Source organism: Stenotrophomonas maltophilia (genome assembly GCF_013464485.1).
Classification (GTDB): Bacteria; Pseudomonadota; Gammaproteobacteria; order Xanthomonadales; family Xanthomonadaceae; genus Stenotrophomonas; species Stenotrophomonas maltophilia_AW.
The window spans coordinates 1-15,781 of the sequence record NZ_RAUX01000067.1 but is presented as its reverse complement, the minus strand read 5'-3'; the positions used below and the strand labels follow the sequence as shown (position 1 = coordinate 15,781).

Below are 15,781 nucleotides of genomic sequence, written 5' to 3'. Positions count from 1 at the left end.
CTCCCCCTCCAGGCCGACAGCAACGACGCGCCAACAACGACCCCCCGATGAACCGTCCCAACAGGACGACCCACCCCCCGGTCGGGTACGATGCTCGCCCCCCGTTCGGGACGCTGTACGCAATGAGCAAGAACAACGAAAAGGCCGCCCCGCAGGGCGACGTGACCCAGGACCAGGCCGAGGATGCCGTGCGCACCCTGCTGCGCTGGGCCGGTGAGGACCCGTCCCGTGAAGGCCTGCTGGATACCCCCCGCCGTGTCGCCGAAGCCTATGGCGACTGGTTCAGCGGTTACCGCGACGACCCCCGCGCCTACATGGAGCGGACCTTCGAGGAAGTGGCCGGCTACGACGAACTGATCGTCCTGCGCGACATCGAGTACGAAAGCCACTGCGAGCACCACATGGCGCCGATCATCGGCCGCGTGCACGTCGGCTACCTGCCGGCCGGCAAGGTGGTGGGCATCAGCAAGCTGGCCCGCGTCGTCGAAGCCTATGCCCGCCGTTTCCAGGTGCAGGAGAAGATGACCGCGCAGATCGCCCAGTGCATCCAGGATGTGCTGCAGCCGATCGGCGTCGGCGTGGTCGTCGAAGGCGCCCACGAATGCATGACCACCCGCGGCATCCACAAGCGCGGCGTCAGCATGGTCACCTCCAAGATGCTGGGCAGCTTCCGCGACGACGCGCGTACCCGCGCCGAGTTCCTGCGCTTCATCGAAGTGGGCGGCAAGCGCTGAGCCGCTTGCCCGCACTCCGCCGGCCCCTGCGGGCCGGCATGCCCACGGCTGCCTGCACGGCCGCCGTGCGCGGCTGCTTGTCCCCGCCAGCCCTCATGACTCCTTTCGCTGCATGAAGCACCGCGAACGCATCTCCCGTTACCGCCATCTGCGCGAACAGCCCCAGTGGAAGCTGCTCGCCGCCGACCACGCTCCGGAAATCATCGGCCTGCTGCAGGGCCTGCTGATGGACGGCGAGCGCACGCTGTCGTCGTCGGTGCTCAACGAGCGCCTGCAACGCGCGCTGGACCAGCTCAACGGCGACGAACTGTCGCGCGACCTGCCGCGTACCGCGCAGGCCTATATCGCGCACTGGCTGGCCCAGGGTTGGCTCGAACGCCGCCTGCCCGAAGGTGCCGACCAGGAGCAGTACGAACTGTCGACCGCGGCACTGCAGGCGATCCGCTTCGCCGACGGCCTCGAGCAGGCCCGCGTGGCCGCCACCGAAAGCCGCCTGGCGCTGGTCATCGAACAGCTCTCGCAGCTGGCCGCGCAGACCGAGTCCGATCCGGACGCACGCCTGTCGGCACTGCGCGACGAGCGTGACCGCATCGACGCCGAGATCGCCCGCGTCGGTGCCGGCCGCGTGATCGCGCTGGATGGCAAGCGCGCGCTGGAACGTGCGCGCCAGATCATCGGCCTGGCCGACGAGCTGACCGAGGACTTCCGCCGCGTGCGTGATGACTTCGAGCAGCTCAACCGCGATTTCCGCGAACGCATCATCGACGACGAGGGCGAGCGTGGCGACGTGCTGTCGCAGCTGTTCGAAGGCGTCGACGTGATCGGCGAGAGCGATGCCGGGCGCAGCTTCCAGGCCTTCTGGCGCCTGCTCAACGACGCCGAACAGAGCGCCCAGCTCGATGCCGCGCTGGAAGCGGTGCTGGCGCGTGGCTTTGCCCGCCGCCTGGACCGCAACGAACGCAACTTCCTGCGCGGCTTCACCAGCACCATGCTCGAGCGCGGTGGCCAGGTGCACGACGTGCTGCAGAACTTCGCGCGCAGCCTGCGCGGCTTCGTGCAGAGCCGTGGCTACCTGGAACAGCGCCGCCTCAACCAGCTGCTGAAGCAGGCGCAGTCCGAAGCGCTGGCCCTGCGCGACGAGTTCCCCGCACAGCGTGGCATCGGCCGCGACCTGCAGCTGACCACCAGCCGCCTGCGCTCGTGGTCGCAGTGGAGGCTGCACGATCCGCGCAGCGCCCAGGTCGATGGCAACGTCGAGTACAACGACGCCGCCGCGATCAGCCTGGAAAGCGTTGGCGATCTGGTCGCATCATCCGAAATCGACTTCCGCACCCTGCGCCGCGACCTGCACGACCTGCTCGATGCACAGCCGCGGCTCAGCATCGCCCAGGCCCTGTCGCAGCGCGAAGCACCGCAGGGCCTCGGCAGCGTCATCGGCTACCTGTCGCTGGGCACGCGCTTCGGCAACGTGGTCGCCGGCGAGCAGGAGCTTGCCGAATGGCGTGGTGGCGACGGCCAGATCCGCCGCGCCCGCATCCCGCTGGTTTGGTTCACCCAGGAGAGACGCCATGAGCTGGCATGAAGATCCCATCGACGCAGCGCAGGCCGACGTGGCGGAAGACGCCTACGAAGCCGAACCGGTGGCGACCGTGGCGCAGCCCCGTCGTGGCAACGACGTGTACTACCTCGGCGATACCGGTCGCCTGCCGCTGGATGCGCGTCGCGCGCTGTGCCAGCTGCTGATCGGCCCCAGCATCGACCAGCTGCGCCACGCCAAGCTGTGGCCTGCACTGATCCGCAGCGAGGCGGCCATCCGCTCGTCGCTGGCGGATCTGTTCCTGGAACTGGTTCTTGATCGTGAAAGTGGCGTGGCGTTCACCCGCCAGGCTGATACCGAAGACGTCGACGCGCCGGTGCTGCTGCGCACGTCGCCGCTGACCTTCATCGACTCGGTGCTGCTGCTGTACCTGCGCCAGCAGCTGGCCGAGGCCGATGCGCGCGGCAACCGCGCGGTGGTCGCCGACGCCGAGATGGCCGAAGCGCTGGCCATCTATGAAAAGAACCTGTCCACCGACCGCGCCGGCTTCAACCGCCGCGTCGCTTCGGCGGTGCAGAAGATGAAGGACAACCACATCCTGACCCGCCTCAGCGGCCAGGAAGACCGCCACGAAGTCTCGCCGGCGCTGAAGCTGCTGTTCTCCGCCGAAGACGTGTCCCAGCTCTCGGCGGTCTACCGCCAGCTGCGTGAAACCCCGGCCGCCGAGGCCTGAGAGACCCGACCACCGCATGGCTATCTCCAAGCACACTCCCGCTTTGTTCAACGAAGGCCTGCCGGACCCGCGTCTGCAGCAGTTCCGTATGCGCCGCCTGCAGGTACACAACTGGGGCACCTTCAACGGCCTGACCGAAGTGCCGATCGCTGAGCGCGGCTTCCTGTTCGTCGGTCGCTCCGGCTCGGGCAAGTCGACCCTGCTCGATGCCATGTCCGCGCTGCTGACGCCGCCGGCCATCGTCGACTTCAACGCCGCCGCCCGCGAAGCCGAGCGCAGTGGCCGCGACCGCAACCTGGTGTCCTACGTGCGTGGCGCGTGGGCCGACCAGCAGGACAGCGGCACCGGCGAAATCGCCACCCAATATCTGCGCAAGGGCGCTACCTGGACCGCGCTGGTGCTGGAATACCGTGCCGGCGATGGCCGCGTGGTCAGCCTGGTGCGCCTGCTGTGGATCTCCGGCAACGGCACCTCGGCCGGCGATGTGCGCAAGCACTACATGATCGCCGAGCGCCCGTTCGACATCGCCAAGGACCTTGGTGGTTTCGACTTGGACCTGCGCAAGCTCAAGCAGAAGCTGTCCGACCTGCACCACTTCGACACCTTCTCCGGCTACGCCGAGCGCTTCCGCGACCTGCTCGGCATCGACAACGAGATGGCGCTGCGCCTGCTGCACAAGACGCAGTCGGCGAAGAACCTGGGCGACCTCAATGTCTTCCTGCGCGACTTCATGCTCGACACGCCGAAGACCTTCGACGCCGCCGAGCGCCTGGTCAGCGACTTTGCCGAGCTCGATGGCGCGCACCAGGCGGTGGTCACCGCGCGCCGCCAGGTGGAAACCCTGCTGCCGGCACGCGCCTACTACAACGACCTGAAGGAAATGCACCGCCAGCGTGGCGACGACGAAGCGTTGAAGCTCGGCGTCGACAGCTTCCGCGAAAGCCGCCGCCAGGCGCTGATCGAAGCGCGCCTGCGCGAGATGGACGTGCGTGACCGTGGCCTGCTGGGCGAGGAAGCCCAGCGCCGTGCCGCACTCGACAACCACACCGAGCGTCTGGCCGAGCTGGAACTGCAGCGCCGCCAGCAGGGCGGTGAGCGCATCGAGGAACTGGAACGCGAGCAGGGCCGTGCCGAAGCCGAGCGCGACCGCCGCCAGGCCAAGCGCGAGCAGGCAAGCCAGGCCGCGCAGCAGCTGCAGGCTGAACTGCCGGACGACGCCCACGGCTTCGCCGAGCTGGTCGAGCGCGCGCAGAACGAGCTGCAGGACCGCCAGCGTGCGTCTTCGGCGCTGGACGACGCGATCAGCGATCGTCTGGGCGGCAAGCGCGATGACGAGCGCCGCTTCGGTGAAGTCCGTGCCGAGCTCGAAGCGATGCAGCGCACGCCGTCCAACATCCCGGCACCGATGCAGAAGCTGCGTGCGCGCCTGGCTGAAGAGACCGGCATCGCCGAGGCGGCGCTGCCGTTCGTCGGCGAGCTGATCCAGGTCCGCTCGGAAGAGCAGGGCTGGCAGGGTGCCATCGAGCGCGTGCTGGGCGGCTTCGCACTGTCGCTGCTGGTCGATGACAAGCACTACAACGACGTCGCCGAGTGGGTGAACCGTACCCACCTGGGCATGCGCTTCACCTACTACCGCGTGCGTCGCAATGATGATGCGTTCGCGCGCGAACCGTCGGCGAAGTCATTGCTGCACAAGCTGGAACTGCGCGAACACGTGTTCGAAAGCTGGCTGCGACGCGAGCTCGGCAAGCGCTTCGACTACGAATGTGTCGATGCCAAGCAGCTGCGCAACGTCGATCGCGGCATCACCCGCGAAGGCCAGGTCAAGCATCCGGGCGATCGTTTCGAGAAGGACGACCGCAGTGCGGTGGGCGACCGCCGTCGCTGGATCCTCGGTTTCAACAACCACGACAAGGTGGGCGCCTTCGAGCGTGAAGCACAGGAACTGGCCAAGCGCATCGCCGGCTGCGAGACCGACATCGCGCGCCTGCGTGGTCAGCGCGACCGCGACAACGAACGCCGCCTGGCCTGCCACGAGCTGGTCAGCATCAGCTGGAACGAGATCGACATCGCCGCCCCGCAGCAGCGCCTGAGCGACATCGAGGCCACGCTGCGCGACCTGCGCGAAGGCAATGCGGACCTGGCCAAGCTGGCCAAGCAGATCGACGCGGTGCGTGCTGACATCGAACAGTCGCGCCGCACCTATGAAGACGTCCGCGTCGAGCGTGGCCAGCTGGTCAAGGAACGTGATCGCCTCGACCGCGCACGCCAGCAGAGCCGTGCGCTGGTGCTGCCGAGCCTGGCCCAGGAGCAGGAAGCCGGCCTCGCCGAGCGCCTGCAGGAGCAGGGTCCGCTCAGCCTGGAAACGCTGGAAGCGCACATGCGCCAGGTCAGCAACGCGCTGAACGAGCAGCTGTCGTCCTCGCAGCAGGACCTCAACCGCATCGAGAACCAGCTGATCGGCTGCTTCCGCCGCTTCATCCAGCAGTGGCCGGAGGAATCGGGCGACTTCACCGTGTCGGTGGCGTCGGCCGAGGACTTCCTCGCCCGCCTCGAACGCCTGGAGCGCGATGGCCTGCCGCAGCACGAAGAGCGCTTCTTCGACCTGCTGCAGAACCAGAGCAAGAACAACCTGCTGGCACTGCAGCGCCATAGTGCCGAAGCCCGCAAGTCGATCGGCCAGCGCCTGGACGAAGTGAACGCCAGCCTGGAACAGGTGCCGTTCAACCGTGGCACGTTGCTGACCATCGAACTGAGCGACCGCCGTCTGCCGGAGGTGGGCGAGTTCCACCTGCAGCTGCGCGAGGTGCTGTCGCAGCAGCAGACCGAGCAGCGCGAGCTGGCAGAGTCGCAGTTCACCGTGCTGCGCCAGCTGGTCAACCGCCTCGGCTCGCAGGAAGGCGAGGACAAGCGCTGGCGCGAACTGGTGCTGGACGTGCGCATGCACGTGGAGTTCATCGGCGTCGAGCTGGATGCGGAAACGCGCCAGCAGGTCGAGATCTACCGCAGCGGCGCCGGCAAGTCCGGTGGCCAGCGCCAGAAGCTGGCTACTACCTGCCTGGCGGCCGCACTGCGCTACCAGCTCGGCGGTGCCGACAGCCAGCTGCCCAGCTATGCGGCCGTGGTGCTCGACGAAGCCTTTGACAAGGCCGACAACGAGTTCACCGCGCTGGCGATGAACATCTTCGACAACTTCGGCTTCCAGATGGTGGTGGCCACCCCGTTGAAGTCGGTGATGACGCTGGAACCGTTCATCGGTGGCGCCTGCTTCGTCGAGATCAGTGGCCGCCACGATTCTGGCGTGCTGCTGATCGAGTACGACGAAGAAGGAAAGCGCCTGAAGCTGCCGGAGCGCAGCCGCCAGCAGGCCAACGAACCGGAAGAAGCCGAGGCCTGAGCGCCTCGGTCCATCTACCTGTAGAGCCGAGCCATGCTCGGCTGCTCTTCGCGACCTGAAACAACGTGCCAACCAAGGTTGGCACCTACCACGTCATAACGCCCCTCACGCACCGCGGAACGTATCCCACGCCATCCGCGCGATCAGCACCACCACCAGCCCCACGAACAGCTTGCGGATGAACGGCGTGCCGCCCTTCAGCGCCAATCGGGTGCCCACCACCGAGCCGATGATGTTGGCCGCTGCCATCGGCAACGCGAACAGCCACAGGATGTTGCCGGTCGGCACGAAGAACGAGATCGCCGCTACGTTGGTGGCCAGGTTCACCACCTTCGATGCCGCCGACGCGCGCAGGAAATCCAGGCCGAAGAAACGTACGAACAGGAAGATCAGGAAGCTGCCGGTGCCCGGCCCGAAGAAGCCGTCGTAGAAGCCGATTGCCGCACCGATCGCCAGCGCGATCACCAGCTCCCGGCGGCCGATCTCCTGCGGCCGATGCAGCGCGCCGAAGTCCTTCTTCCACAGGGTGTAGCCCAGCATCGCGATCAGCAGCACCAGCACCAGTGGGCGTACCGCATCCTTGGGCAGCAGGCTTACCGCCGTGGCCCCGGCGAAGGAGAAGATGAAGGCCGTGCCGGCCGCGAACAGCACCGGCTTCCACGGGAAGCGCACGTTGCGCGCATAGCGCCAGGCGGCTGCACCGGTGCCGAACATCGAACTGAACTTGTTGGTGCCGAACAGCATCGCCGGCGTCTGCTGCGGCAGTACGGTGAACAGGCCGGGTAGCTGCACCAGCCCACCGCCACCGACGGCAGCATCGACCAGGCCGGCGATGAAGGCGATCACCACCAGCCACCACAACTCAGGGGGAACCAGTTCCAGCACGGCGATCAATCGATGTGGGGGCGCGACAGCATACGCCTGTCCTGTACCCGGCGACCTGTGCCGTGCGTGGATCAATCCGCGCAACCCGGCGACAATGCCCGCATGAGCCGAAAACCCGCCGATCCCTGCCCCTGCGGCCTGCCCGCGGGCTATGCCGCCTGCTGCGGCCGCTTTCATGCCGGTGAAGCCGTGCCGGATGCCGAACGCCTGATGCGTTCGCGCTACAGCGCCTATGTGCGGGGCCTGGCCGACTACCTGCGCCAGAGCTGGCACCCGGACACGCGTCCGGCCGAGTTGTCGCTGGATGATGCGCCCGGCCAGCGTACGCATTGGCTGGGCCTGACCGTGCACGAGCACACCGTTACTGGCGCCGACAGCGCAGAGGTCCGGTTCACCGCGCGCTACCGGGTGGGCGGCGGCAGCGCGGTGAAGATGACCGAGCACAGCCGCTTCCTGCGCATCGAAGGCCGCTGGTACTACCTCGACGCGCTCTGAGCCTCAGCCACCGCGTACTGCCAGCACGCCCTGCTCGGCATACGCGCGCACCTGGTTGCGGCCGCCGTCCTTGGCGACGTACAGCGCCTGGTCGGCAGCCTTGACCACCGCCGCCGGCCGCGGACCGACGCGGGTGTCGGCCAGACCGATGCTTACCGTTACCTGCACTACCTGTCCGCTGCCGCCGCGCCCGCGCTGCTGGCGCCCGGCCTCATCGTCGCGGCTGCGGGTGCTGCGGTCACGCAGCTGCATGCGGGTGTCCTCGATGCTCTGCCGCAAGGCTTCCACGGCATCGACACAGGCCATTGTCGGGCGGTCCAGGAACACGACCGCGAACTCCTCGCCGCCGTAGCGGAACGCACGTCCACCATCACCCACGCGCGCCAGCCGCGAGGCCACCAGGCGCAGCACGTCGTCGCCGGTGTCGTGGCCGTGGGTATCGTTGAACGATTTGAAGTGGTCCACATCCACCATCGCTATGCTGTAGGTGCCGCGTGCCCGCTGCAGGGTCTCGTTGAACGCGCGGCGCCCGGGCAGGCCGGTCAGCTCATCGCGGAAGGCCATGTGGAAGGACTCCTGCAGCATTGCACCCAGCATCAGCAGCAGGGCGGCGCTGCTCAGCGCCGGCAGCAGCACCGGCTGCAGGAATACCCGTGGCAGCATCCACCACAGGCACAGCAGGGCCAGCAGCATTGCCGTGTGCAGCGGCCGCGGATGCCGCCAGGCCTGCCAGCCCAGCGCCGCCGTGGCCAGCAGGAACAGCAGCGCCGGCAGCTGCGCCAGCGCGTTCCAGTCGGCGGGAATCCAGGCCCAGTGACGGTTCGACAGCAGATCGTGCATGCCGCGCGGCTGCTGCGTGGCCAGCAGCAGGAAGATCAGCAATGCCGTACCGCTGGCGACGGAGCGCAACAGCAGGTCGTGGCGGCGCCGCCCGCGCTCCGGCCACAACGACAGCCCGGCGAACAGCAACGGCAGCCACGCCGAGATGGCATGGAAGCGCAGCGGTGTCAGCGCGCCGACATGGCCGCTGCGCAGGTAGCCGCCGACATCCTGGTGCAGCAGCGCGAACATGACCGCCACCACCAGCAGCAGGCAGAGCGGACGTACCTGGTGGTAGAGCAGGGCCAGGCCGGCACCGAGGCAGGCCAGCAGCCAGGGCAGGATGCGCTGCGCCGGGCTGGCCACATCTGCGGTGTCCAATGCGGTCCATACCACCACGGCAACCAGCAGGGCGGGCAGCACGAACAGGTAGTGCGCAGGCTGGCGGAGCGGATGCAGGGGCAAGCAGGAATTCCAGCGCGGTGACGACGCGGCCGCAGCATTGCCGTTAGCGGCGTTCGTGGCGGCTTCTTGAATGCGAAAGGCTCATCCATGTGAACGAAGTGACGCCGAACCATGACATCGCACTCACCGTCCAGCGCCGATGCTGCCCACATGGACAGCGTACCCGCCGCCGTCGCTGCCCCGCAGCACGATCTCGCGCACCAGTTCGCACGGGTGCGTGCGCGCAGCATGCAACTGGCCGCGCCGCTCAGCGCCGAGGACGCCATGCTGCAGAGCATGGCCGACGCCAGCCCAAGCAAATGGCACCTGGCCCACACCACCTGGTTCTTCGAGCGCTTCGTGCTGGCGGGCTTCGCTGCTGCACCGGCGCATGACCCGGCCTGGGATTACCTGTTCAACAGCTACTACAAGAGCATCGGTCCGGCGCATGCCCGGCCGCAGCGTGGGTTGCTGTCGCGGCCATCGCTGCAGCAGGTGCGCGACTACCGCCAGCAGGTCGATGCACAGGTGCAATCGCGGCTGGCGGCAGGTGACCTTGATGAGCAGGCGCTGCAGCACCTGCAGCTGGGCCTGCAGCACGAACAGCAGCATCAGGAACTGCTGCTCACCGACATCAAGCACGCGTTCTGGTGTAACCCGTTGCAGCCGGCCTACCGCGACGACCTGCCAACCGTCCCCGGCGCTGCCAGTGCCCAGGGCTGGATCGAATCACCCGAACGCATCGTCACCGTCGGCGCTGCCGCCTGGCCGCGCCACGCCGCGTTCGCCTACGACAACGAATCGCCGCCGCACCGCGTGCTGCTCCCCGCACACGCACTGGCCGAGCGTCCCGTCAGCAATGCCGAGTACCGTGCCTTCATCGATGCCGGCGGCTACCGCGAACCGCGCTGGTGGCTCAGTGAAGGCTGGGCAGTGCGTGAAGCCGAAGACTGGCAGCACCCGCTGTACTGGGACGACAGCCTGCAGCGCGAATACACCCTGGGCGGCTGGCGCGAACTGGACCCGCATGCGCCGGTCTGCCATCTCAGCTACTTCGAGGCCGACGCCTGTGCCCGCTGGGCAGGTGCGCGCCTGCCCAGCGAGTTCGAGTGGGAAGCCGCGGCTGCAACGCTGCCGCCGCGCGGCCATTTCGCCGATGACAATCGCCTGCACCCACAGGCCGGGCAGGGCGGTGGACTGCGCCAGCTGTTCGGTGATGTCTGGGAATGGACCCACAGCGCCTATGGCGCCTACCCGGGCTTCCGCCCCTTTGCCGGCAACCTTGGCGAATACAACGGCAAATTCATGTGTGGCCAATGGGTGCTGCGCGGCGGCAGCTGTGCCACGCCCCGTGGCCATGTGCGCGCCAGCTACCGCAACTTCTTCATGCCACCGGCGCGCTGGCAGTTCTCCGGGCTGCGCCTGGCCAAGGATCTTGCATGAGTACGGTGCAGGACGCGCTGCAGGCATTGACCGATCTCACCCCCGGGCGCCAGCAGATCCTGGCCGACGTGGTGGCCGGGTTGTCGCGCACGCCCCGCCAGCTACCGTCCAAGTACTTCTACGATGCACGCGGCTCGCGTCTGTTCGAGCAGATCACGCAGACCCCCGAGTACTACCCGACGCGCACCGAGCTGGCCCTGCTGGCGCGTGTGCTGCCGGACATCGCCCGCACCGCTGGCCCGCGCCTGCACGTGGTGGAGCTGGGCAGTGGCAGCGGACGCAAGACCGCGCTGCTGCTGGCCGCCCTGCACGACCCGGTGGCCTACACACCGATTGAAATCTCGCGTGCCGCGCTGCTGTCCAGCATCGACCATCTGGCCCCGGCGCTGCCCGAGGTCGAGATGCTGCCGGTCTGTGCAGACTTCACCCGTCCCGTTGCCGTGCCCATGCCCGAACGCGAACCCGCGCGGAGGTTGCTGTTCTTCCCCGGTTCCACGTTGGGCAATTTCGTCGAAGAGGATGCCATCGCGTTGCTGCGCGCGATGCGCCAGACCATGGGCCGTGATGGCCTGGCCCTGGTCGGCATCGATCTGCACAAGGACCCGGCGTTGATCGAGGCGGCCTACAACGATGCACAGGGTGTCACCGCCGCGTTCACCCTCAATCTGCTGGCCCGCCTCAACCGCGAGATCGGCAGCGACTTCGACCTCGACGGCTTCCGCCACCGTGCCCGCTACAGCACCGCGCGGCTGCGCATCGAAACCGATCTGGTCAGCCGTGGGCCGCAGGATGTGCATCTGGATGGTCGCACCTTCCACGTTGCCGCCGGCGAACCGATTCGCGTGGAGTACAGCCACAAGTACACCGACGACAGCTTCGACGTGCTGCTGCAGGAGGCGGGACTGCAGGCCACGCAGCGCTGGAATGCCGACAGTCCCGCCTACGGCCTGCGCCTGCTGCGTGCCACCTAGCGCGGACGGCCAGCCGGTACCTCTTCAGGTTCAGCAGCACCGCTACCCCTAAGATGGCCGTGCAACGGCAACACGGAGGACGCCATGCCCATTCTGACCACGCTCGGCCTGGCGGCCGCTCTCGCCTCGCTTCCCGCGCTGCCTGCAGCACCGGATGCCAGCGTCGATCCGGCCTTCAGCCGCTGCCTGACGGGCCTGCAGGCCACGGCCGCCAGCCAGGGCATCAGCGCCGATCGCTTCAATGAGATAACCGCTGGCCTCACGCCCGACCCCAGCGTGCTCGGCCTGCTTGATGCACAGCCCGAATTCACCACGCCGATCTGGGACTACCTGGCCGCGCTGGTCGATCGCCAGCGCGTGGCTGATGGTCGCGCCCTGCTGCAGCAGCACCGCGACCTGCTCGGCCGGCTATCGGCGCAGTACGGCGTCGATCCGGCCACCATCGTCGCGGTCTGGGGCGTGGAGAGCGACTACGGCCGCGTGTTCGGCAAGCGCCCCCTGCTGCAGTCACTGGCCACGCTGTCCTGCGCCGGCCGTCGCCAACCCTTCTTCCGCGGTGAATTGCTGGCACTGCTCAAGCTGATCGACCGCGGCGACCTGCAGGCACAGGGCCTCACCGGTTCCTGGGCCGGTGCCTTCGGGCATACGCAGTTCATGCCCAGCACCTACGCACGCATCGCCGTGGACGGTGATGGCGATGGCCGCCGCGATCTGGTCGGCAGCATTCCCGATGCGCTGGCGTCCACCGCCAACTACCTCAAGCGTGCCGGCTGGCGCAGTGGCGAGCCGTGGGGCATGGAAGTTCTTGTTCCCGCTGGCTTCAACGCCAGCCAGGCCGGACGTACCCAGCGTCGCGCCCTGGCCGACTGGCGTGCGCAGGGCCTGACCGCGCTGGATGGCAGTGTGCTGGCTCCGGCCAACCTGCCGGCGGATGCGCGCGCCGCCCTGCTGCTGCCGGCAGGGATCAAGGGTCCGGCGCTGCTGGTGTTCCGCAACTATGACGCGATCTACAGCTACAACGCCGCCGAAAGCTATGCGCTGGCGATCGCCACGCTGGCCGACCAGCTGCGTGGCGGCAACGGGCTGGCTACCGCCTGGCCGACGGATGATCCCGGCATCGGCCGCGATGAACGCCGTCAGCTGCAGACCCTGCTGCTGGCGCGTGGCCACGACATCGGTACCGCCGACGGCATGATCGGTACCGCCACCCGTCGCGCGATCCAGTCCGAGCAGCAGCGCCTGGGCTGGGCCAACGCCGATGGGCGTGCCGGCCAACGCATCCTGCGCGCGCTGCAGGAAGAGGCGGCCGCCATCGCACCCGCTGCGCAGAAGGCCTTGCCGGCGGCACGTTGACCGCGACATCATCGCCGCGGTCTTCAAGGAGCGTCATCGCATGCAGTCGAATCCGGACATCAGCACCGGCCTGTATCACGGCCTGGAGGCCTGGCAGGTGCGAACCGCCAACGCCACGGCGGTCGTCAGTGTGTTTGGTGGCCAACTGCTGTCGTTCATTCCCGATGGGCAGCCCGATCTGCTGTGGCTTTCGCCGACGCGCGCGGAGCTGCCCACGCCCATCCGCGGTGGCGTTCCGGTGTGCTGGCCATGGTTCGGCCGTCAAGGCCAGAGCGCCGATGTACCGGCGCATGGCCTGGTACGTACCGCGCCCTGGGAGCTTCTGCAGGCCAGTCAGAGCGATGACGGTGAGGTCGAGCTGCAGTTGGCGCCTGCGCCCTGCGCCGATCCCGGCCTGCGCCTGCAGATGCAGCTGCGCATCGGCCGCCAGCTGCGCCAGCAGCTGGTCACCGAGAACACAGGAACCTCGCCGGTGACCTTCACCCAGGCTCTGCACAGCTATTTCCGGGTGGGCGATGCCAACCGGGTCGAGGTCGAGGGCCTTGATGGCCTGCAGTACCTGGACAAGTACGAGGACTATGCGCAGCTGCGCCTGCAACAGGGACCGTGGTCATTGCGCGATCCGCGTGATCCCGGTCGCAGCGATCGCATCTATACCGGTGCCGGCGGCCATTACTTGCTGCATGATCCCGTACTGCAGCGGCGGATCGAGATCCGTAGCGAAGGCAGCCAGACGCTGGTGGCCTGGAATCCCGGGGCCGAGGCCGCAGCCAGGATGGCCGATGTCGGCGATGGCTGGCACGATTACGTTTGCCTGGAAGTGGCCAACGCAGGCCCGGAGCAGATTACGCTTGCGCCGGGTGAGCGCCATCAGCTGGTGCAGACCCTGGCCAGTACCGGGCTGTAGGCGCTGGCAGCGGTTTCAGTTTGTCGATGCAGTAGCAAGGACGGAAAACATGCAGGAAGCACAATGGTGGTACGCCAATGGCAGGCAGAGCAGTGGGCCGGTGGATCTGGCCGGTCTTCGCCAGCTGCAGCGGGAAGGGACGGTCACGGCGCGAACGCTGCTCTGGTGCGAGGGCATGCCCTCCTGGCGGCCGTTGGCGGAGCTGGATCAGGCCTCAACGCAGGTCGAGGTGGCTCCGGTCCTGGATATCGACGCAGCGCCTGCGGCTGAGGGCATTGCGCCGAGCGTCGGCGATCCGTCCGACCCCTATCGTGCGCCGGTCGCTGCACCGGATGTGGCTGCGGCTGCCGGACTGGAGGGCGAGATGGCCTTGTATGCCAGCGTGGTCGGCGGCAACTTCCCGATCTATCGCCAGCGCTGGCGGCTGGATCAGGGCATTGCCACGGGCACTGGCACCTGGCACTGGCCGGCATTCCTGCTCGGCCTGATCTGGATGATGTACCGCAGGATGTACCGCCTGGCGGCGATGTGGGCTGGTCTGCTGCTGCTGGTCAGCGTGGTCGAGACCTTGCTGGATGTGCCCGATGGCCTGTCGCTGGTCATCACCTTTGCGCTCAGCATCACCACCGGCATCTTCGGCAATTCGTGGTATCTGGCGCACTGCCAGCGCCAGATCGCCCAGGCACGTGCCGTCACCGGCGGCGATGACGCACGGCTGCGCAGCGAGCTGACCGCGCGCGGCGGCACCAGCGTCGTCGCCACACTGATCGCCATCGTCATCGCGGTGGTACTGAGCACCGTCGGCGCCGCATTGGTGGGGTAGGGTGGGTCAGCGGCCCTGACGGGGCCGCAGCACCAGCAGGCACAGCGCACCGGCCACCAGGCCCCAGAACGCCGAGCCGATGCCGGCCAGTGAAACGCCCGAGGCGGTAACCAGGAAGGTGACCAGTGCCGCCTCGCGGTCCCGCTCCACCGCCAGCGCACTGGCCAGGCTGTTGGCGATGGTGCCGAACAGCGCGATACCTGCCACGCAGGCCACCAGCTCCTTCGGGAAGGCGGCGAACAGTGCGGCTACGGTGGCACCGAACAGTCCGATGACGATGTAGAAGGCACCTGCCGCCATGGCGGCGGTATAGCGTCGTGCCGGGTCCTCATGGGCATCGCGGCCCATGCAGATCGCCGCGGTGATTGCCGCCAGGTTCAGCGCGTACGCACCGAACGGTGCCAACAGCGTATTGACCACACCGATCCAGCCGATCAGCGGCGACACCGGGGCGTCGTAGCCGGATGCCCGCATCACCGCCACGCCCGGAATGTTCTGCGAGGCCATGGTGACCACGAACAGGGGCAGGGCGATGCCGGCCACCGCAGTCCAGGACAAGGATGGGGTCACCCACTGCGGTACCGCCAGTTGCAGCTGTACCTGCTGTGCGTGCAGCAGGCCACGGCTGGCCGCGACCGCGATGCCGACCAGCAGGGTGGCGATGACCGCATAGCGTGGCAACAGGCGGCGTCCAGCCAGCCAGGTGGCAAACATCGCCAGCGCCAGCACCAGCTGGGTGTTCATGGCCACGAACACGTCCAGGCCGAAGCGCAGCAGCACGCCGGCCAGCATGCCGGCGGCCAGCGCCATCGGCACCCGCTGCATCAACCGGGCGAAGATGCCGGAGAATCCGGCCAACATGCCCAGCACCGCAGCAAGCAGGAAGGCGCCGGTCGCTTCAGAGAGCGAGGCACCGCCCGCACCGACCACCAGCATCGCCGCGCCCGGTGTCGACCACGCGGTCACCACCGGCACGCGATAGCGCAGCGACAGCCCGATGCAGGTGACACCCATGCCCAGTCCCAGTGCCCACATCCATGAGGCGATCTGTGCCTGGTTGGCACCGACGGCTTGCGCAGCCTGGAACACGATGACGGCCGAACTGGCGAAGCCGACCAGCACAGTAATGAAGCCGGCAACGAGGGCCGGTACTGAAAGGTCGCGCCACCACGCTTGCCGCACCCGCATGTTCATTGCCGTCTCTCCACTGTGCATCCGTGCATTGATAGCCCTTGTGGCG

Annotated in this window: 13 protein-coding genes; 10 read left to right on the top strand and 3 right to left on the bottom strand. The window is 67.9% G+C overall.

The window, feature by feature from the left end; genetic code table 11:
• Positions 1 to 122 precede the first annotated feature (122 nt).
• The 4 genes from folE to D7Y61_RS21650 all read left to right on the top strand — a co-directional run bounded on the left by folE (position 123) and on the right by D7Y61_RS21650 (position 6,401).
• A complete protein-coding gene (gene folE, locus D7Y61_RS21665; protein WP_004141296.1) occupies positions 123 to 734 on the top strand; it encodes a GTP cyclohydrolase I FolE in 612 nt (203 codons plus the stop codon).
• A 112-nt stretch (positions 735 to 846) separates the two neighbouring features.
• On the top strand, positions 847 to 2,316 hold the full coding sequence (locus D7Y61_RS21660) for a DUF3375 domain-containing protein (RefSeq protein ID WP_121504949.1): 1,470 nt from the start codon (positions 847 to 849) through the stop codon (positions 2,314 to 2,316).
• Entirely contained in the window at positions 2,303 to 3,004 is a 702-nt protein-coding gene (locus tag D7Y61_RS21655) for a DUF4194 domain-containing protein (RefSeq protein WP_180869248.1), read from the top strand. The genes D7Y61_RS21660 and D7Y61_RS21655 overlap by 14 nt, the downstream gene beginning before the upstream one ends.
• A gap of 16 nt (positions 3,005 to 3,020) precedes the next feature.
• The gene (locus D7Y61_RS21650; protein WP_106549123.1) at positions 3,021 to 6,401 is read left to right on the top strand and encodes an ATP-binding protein; all 3,381 of its coding nucleotides are present in this window, start codon (positions 3,021 to 3,023) and stop codon (positions 6,399 to 6,401) included.
• A gap of 105 nt (positions 6,402 to 6,506) precedes the next feature.
• On the opposite strand, the gene D7Y61_RS21645 is transcribed toward D7Y61_RS21650, so the two are convergent.
• The gene (locus D7Y61_RS21645; RefSeq protein WP_154264859.1) at positions 6,507 to 7,286 is read right to left on the bottom strand and encodes a sulfite exporter TauE/SafE family protein; all 780 of its coding nucleotides are present in this window, start codon (positions 7,284 to 7,286) and stop codon (positions 6,507 to 6,509) included.
• Between the two features lie 102 nt (positions 7,287 to 7,388).
• Between D7Y61_RS21645 and D7Y61_RS21640 the strand changes: the two genes are divergently transcribed.
• Complete coding sequence (locus D7Y61_RS21640; RefSeq protein WP_180869247.1) at positions 7,389 to 7,781, top strand: YchJ family protein; 393 nt, start codon at positions 7,389 to 7,391, stop codon at positions 7,779 to 7,781.
• Positions 7,782 to 7,784: 3 nt separating this feature from the next.
• Here the strand turns inward: D7Y61_RS21640 and D7Y61_RS21635 are convergent, their stop codons facing one another.
• Positions 7,785 to 9,065, bottom strand: a complete 1,281-nt coding sequence (locus tag D7Y61_RS21635) for a GGDEF domain-containing protein (protein WP_180869245.1) — start codon at positions 9,063 to 9,065, stop codon at positions 7,785 to 7,787.
• Positions 9,066 to 9,215: 150 nt separating this feature from the next.
• On the opposite strand from D7Y61_RS21635, the gene egtB reads away from it, so the two are divergent.
• The 5 genes from egtB to D7Y61_RS21610 all read left to right on the top strand — a co-directional run bounded on the left by egtB (position 9,216) and on the right by D7Y61_RS21610 (position 14,541).
• Positions 9,216 to 10,487: an ergothioneine biosynthesis protein EgtB gene (gene egtB / locus D7Y61_RS21630; protein ID WP_180869250.1), complete on the top strand. Its 1,272-nt coding sequence runs from the start codon at positions 9,216 to 9,218 to the stop codon at positions 10,485 to 10,487.
• Positions 10,484 to 11,458, top strand: coding sequence for an L-histidine N(alpha)-methyltransferase (egtD, locus tag D7Y61_RS21625; protein WP_180869244.1), 975 nt, complete (start codon positions 10,484 to 10,486; stop codon positions 11,456 to 11,458). The genes egtB and egtD overlap by 4 nt, the downstream gene beginning before the upstream one ends.
• Before the next feature lie 84 nt (positions 11,459 to 11,542).
• Positions 11,543 to 12,811: a lytic murein transglycosylase gene (locus D7Y61_RS21620; RefSeq protein WP_180869242.1), complete on the top strand. Its 1,269-nt coding sequence runs from the start codon at positions 11,543 to 11,545 to the stop codon at positions 12,809 to 12,811.
• A 40-nt stretch (positions 12,812 to 12,851) separates the two neighbouring features.
• The gene (locus D7Y61_RS21615) at positions 12,852 to 13,718 is read left to right on the top strand and encodes a D-hexose-6-phosphate mutarotase (protein WP_180869240.1); all 867 of its coding nucleotides are present in this window, start codon (positions 12,852 to 12,854) and stop codon (positions 13,716 to 13,718) included.
• A gap of 49 nt (positions 13,719 to 13,767) precedes the next feature.
• Positions 13,768 to 14,541: a DUF2628 domain-containing protein gene (locus tag D7Y61_RS21610; protein WP_180869239.1), complete on the top strand. Its 774-nt coding sequence runs from the start codon at positions 13,768 to 13,770 to the stop codon at positions 14,539 to 14,541.
• Between the two features lie 6 nt (positions 14,542 to 14,547).
• On the opposite strand, the gene D7Y61_RS21605 is transcribed toward D7Y61_RS21610, so the two are convergent.
• Entirely contained in the window at positions 14,548 to 15,735 is a 1,188-nt protein-coding gene (locus D7Y61_RS21605; RefSeq protein WP_180869237.1) for a benzoate/H(+) symporter BenE family transporter, read from the bottom strand.
• Positions 15,736 to 15,781 lie beyond the last annotated feature (46 nt).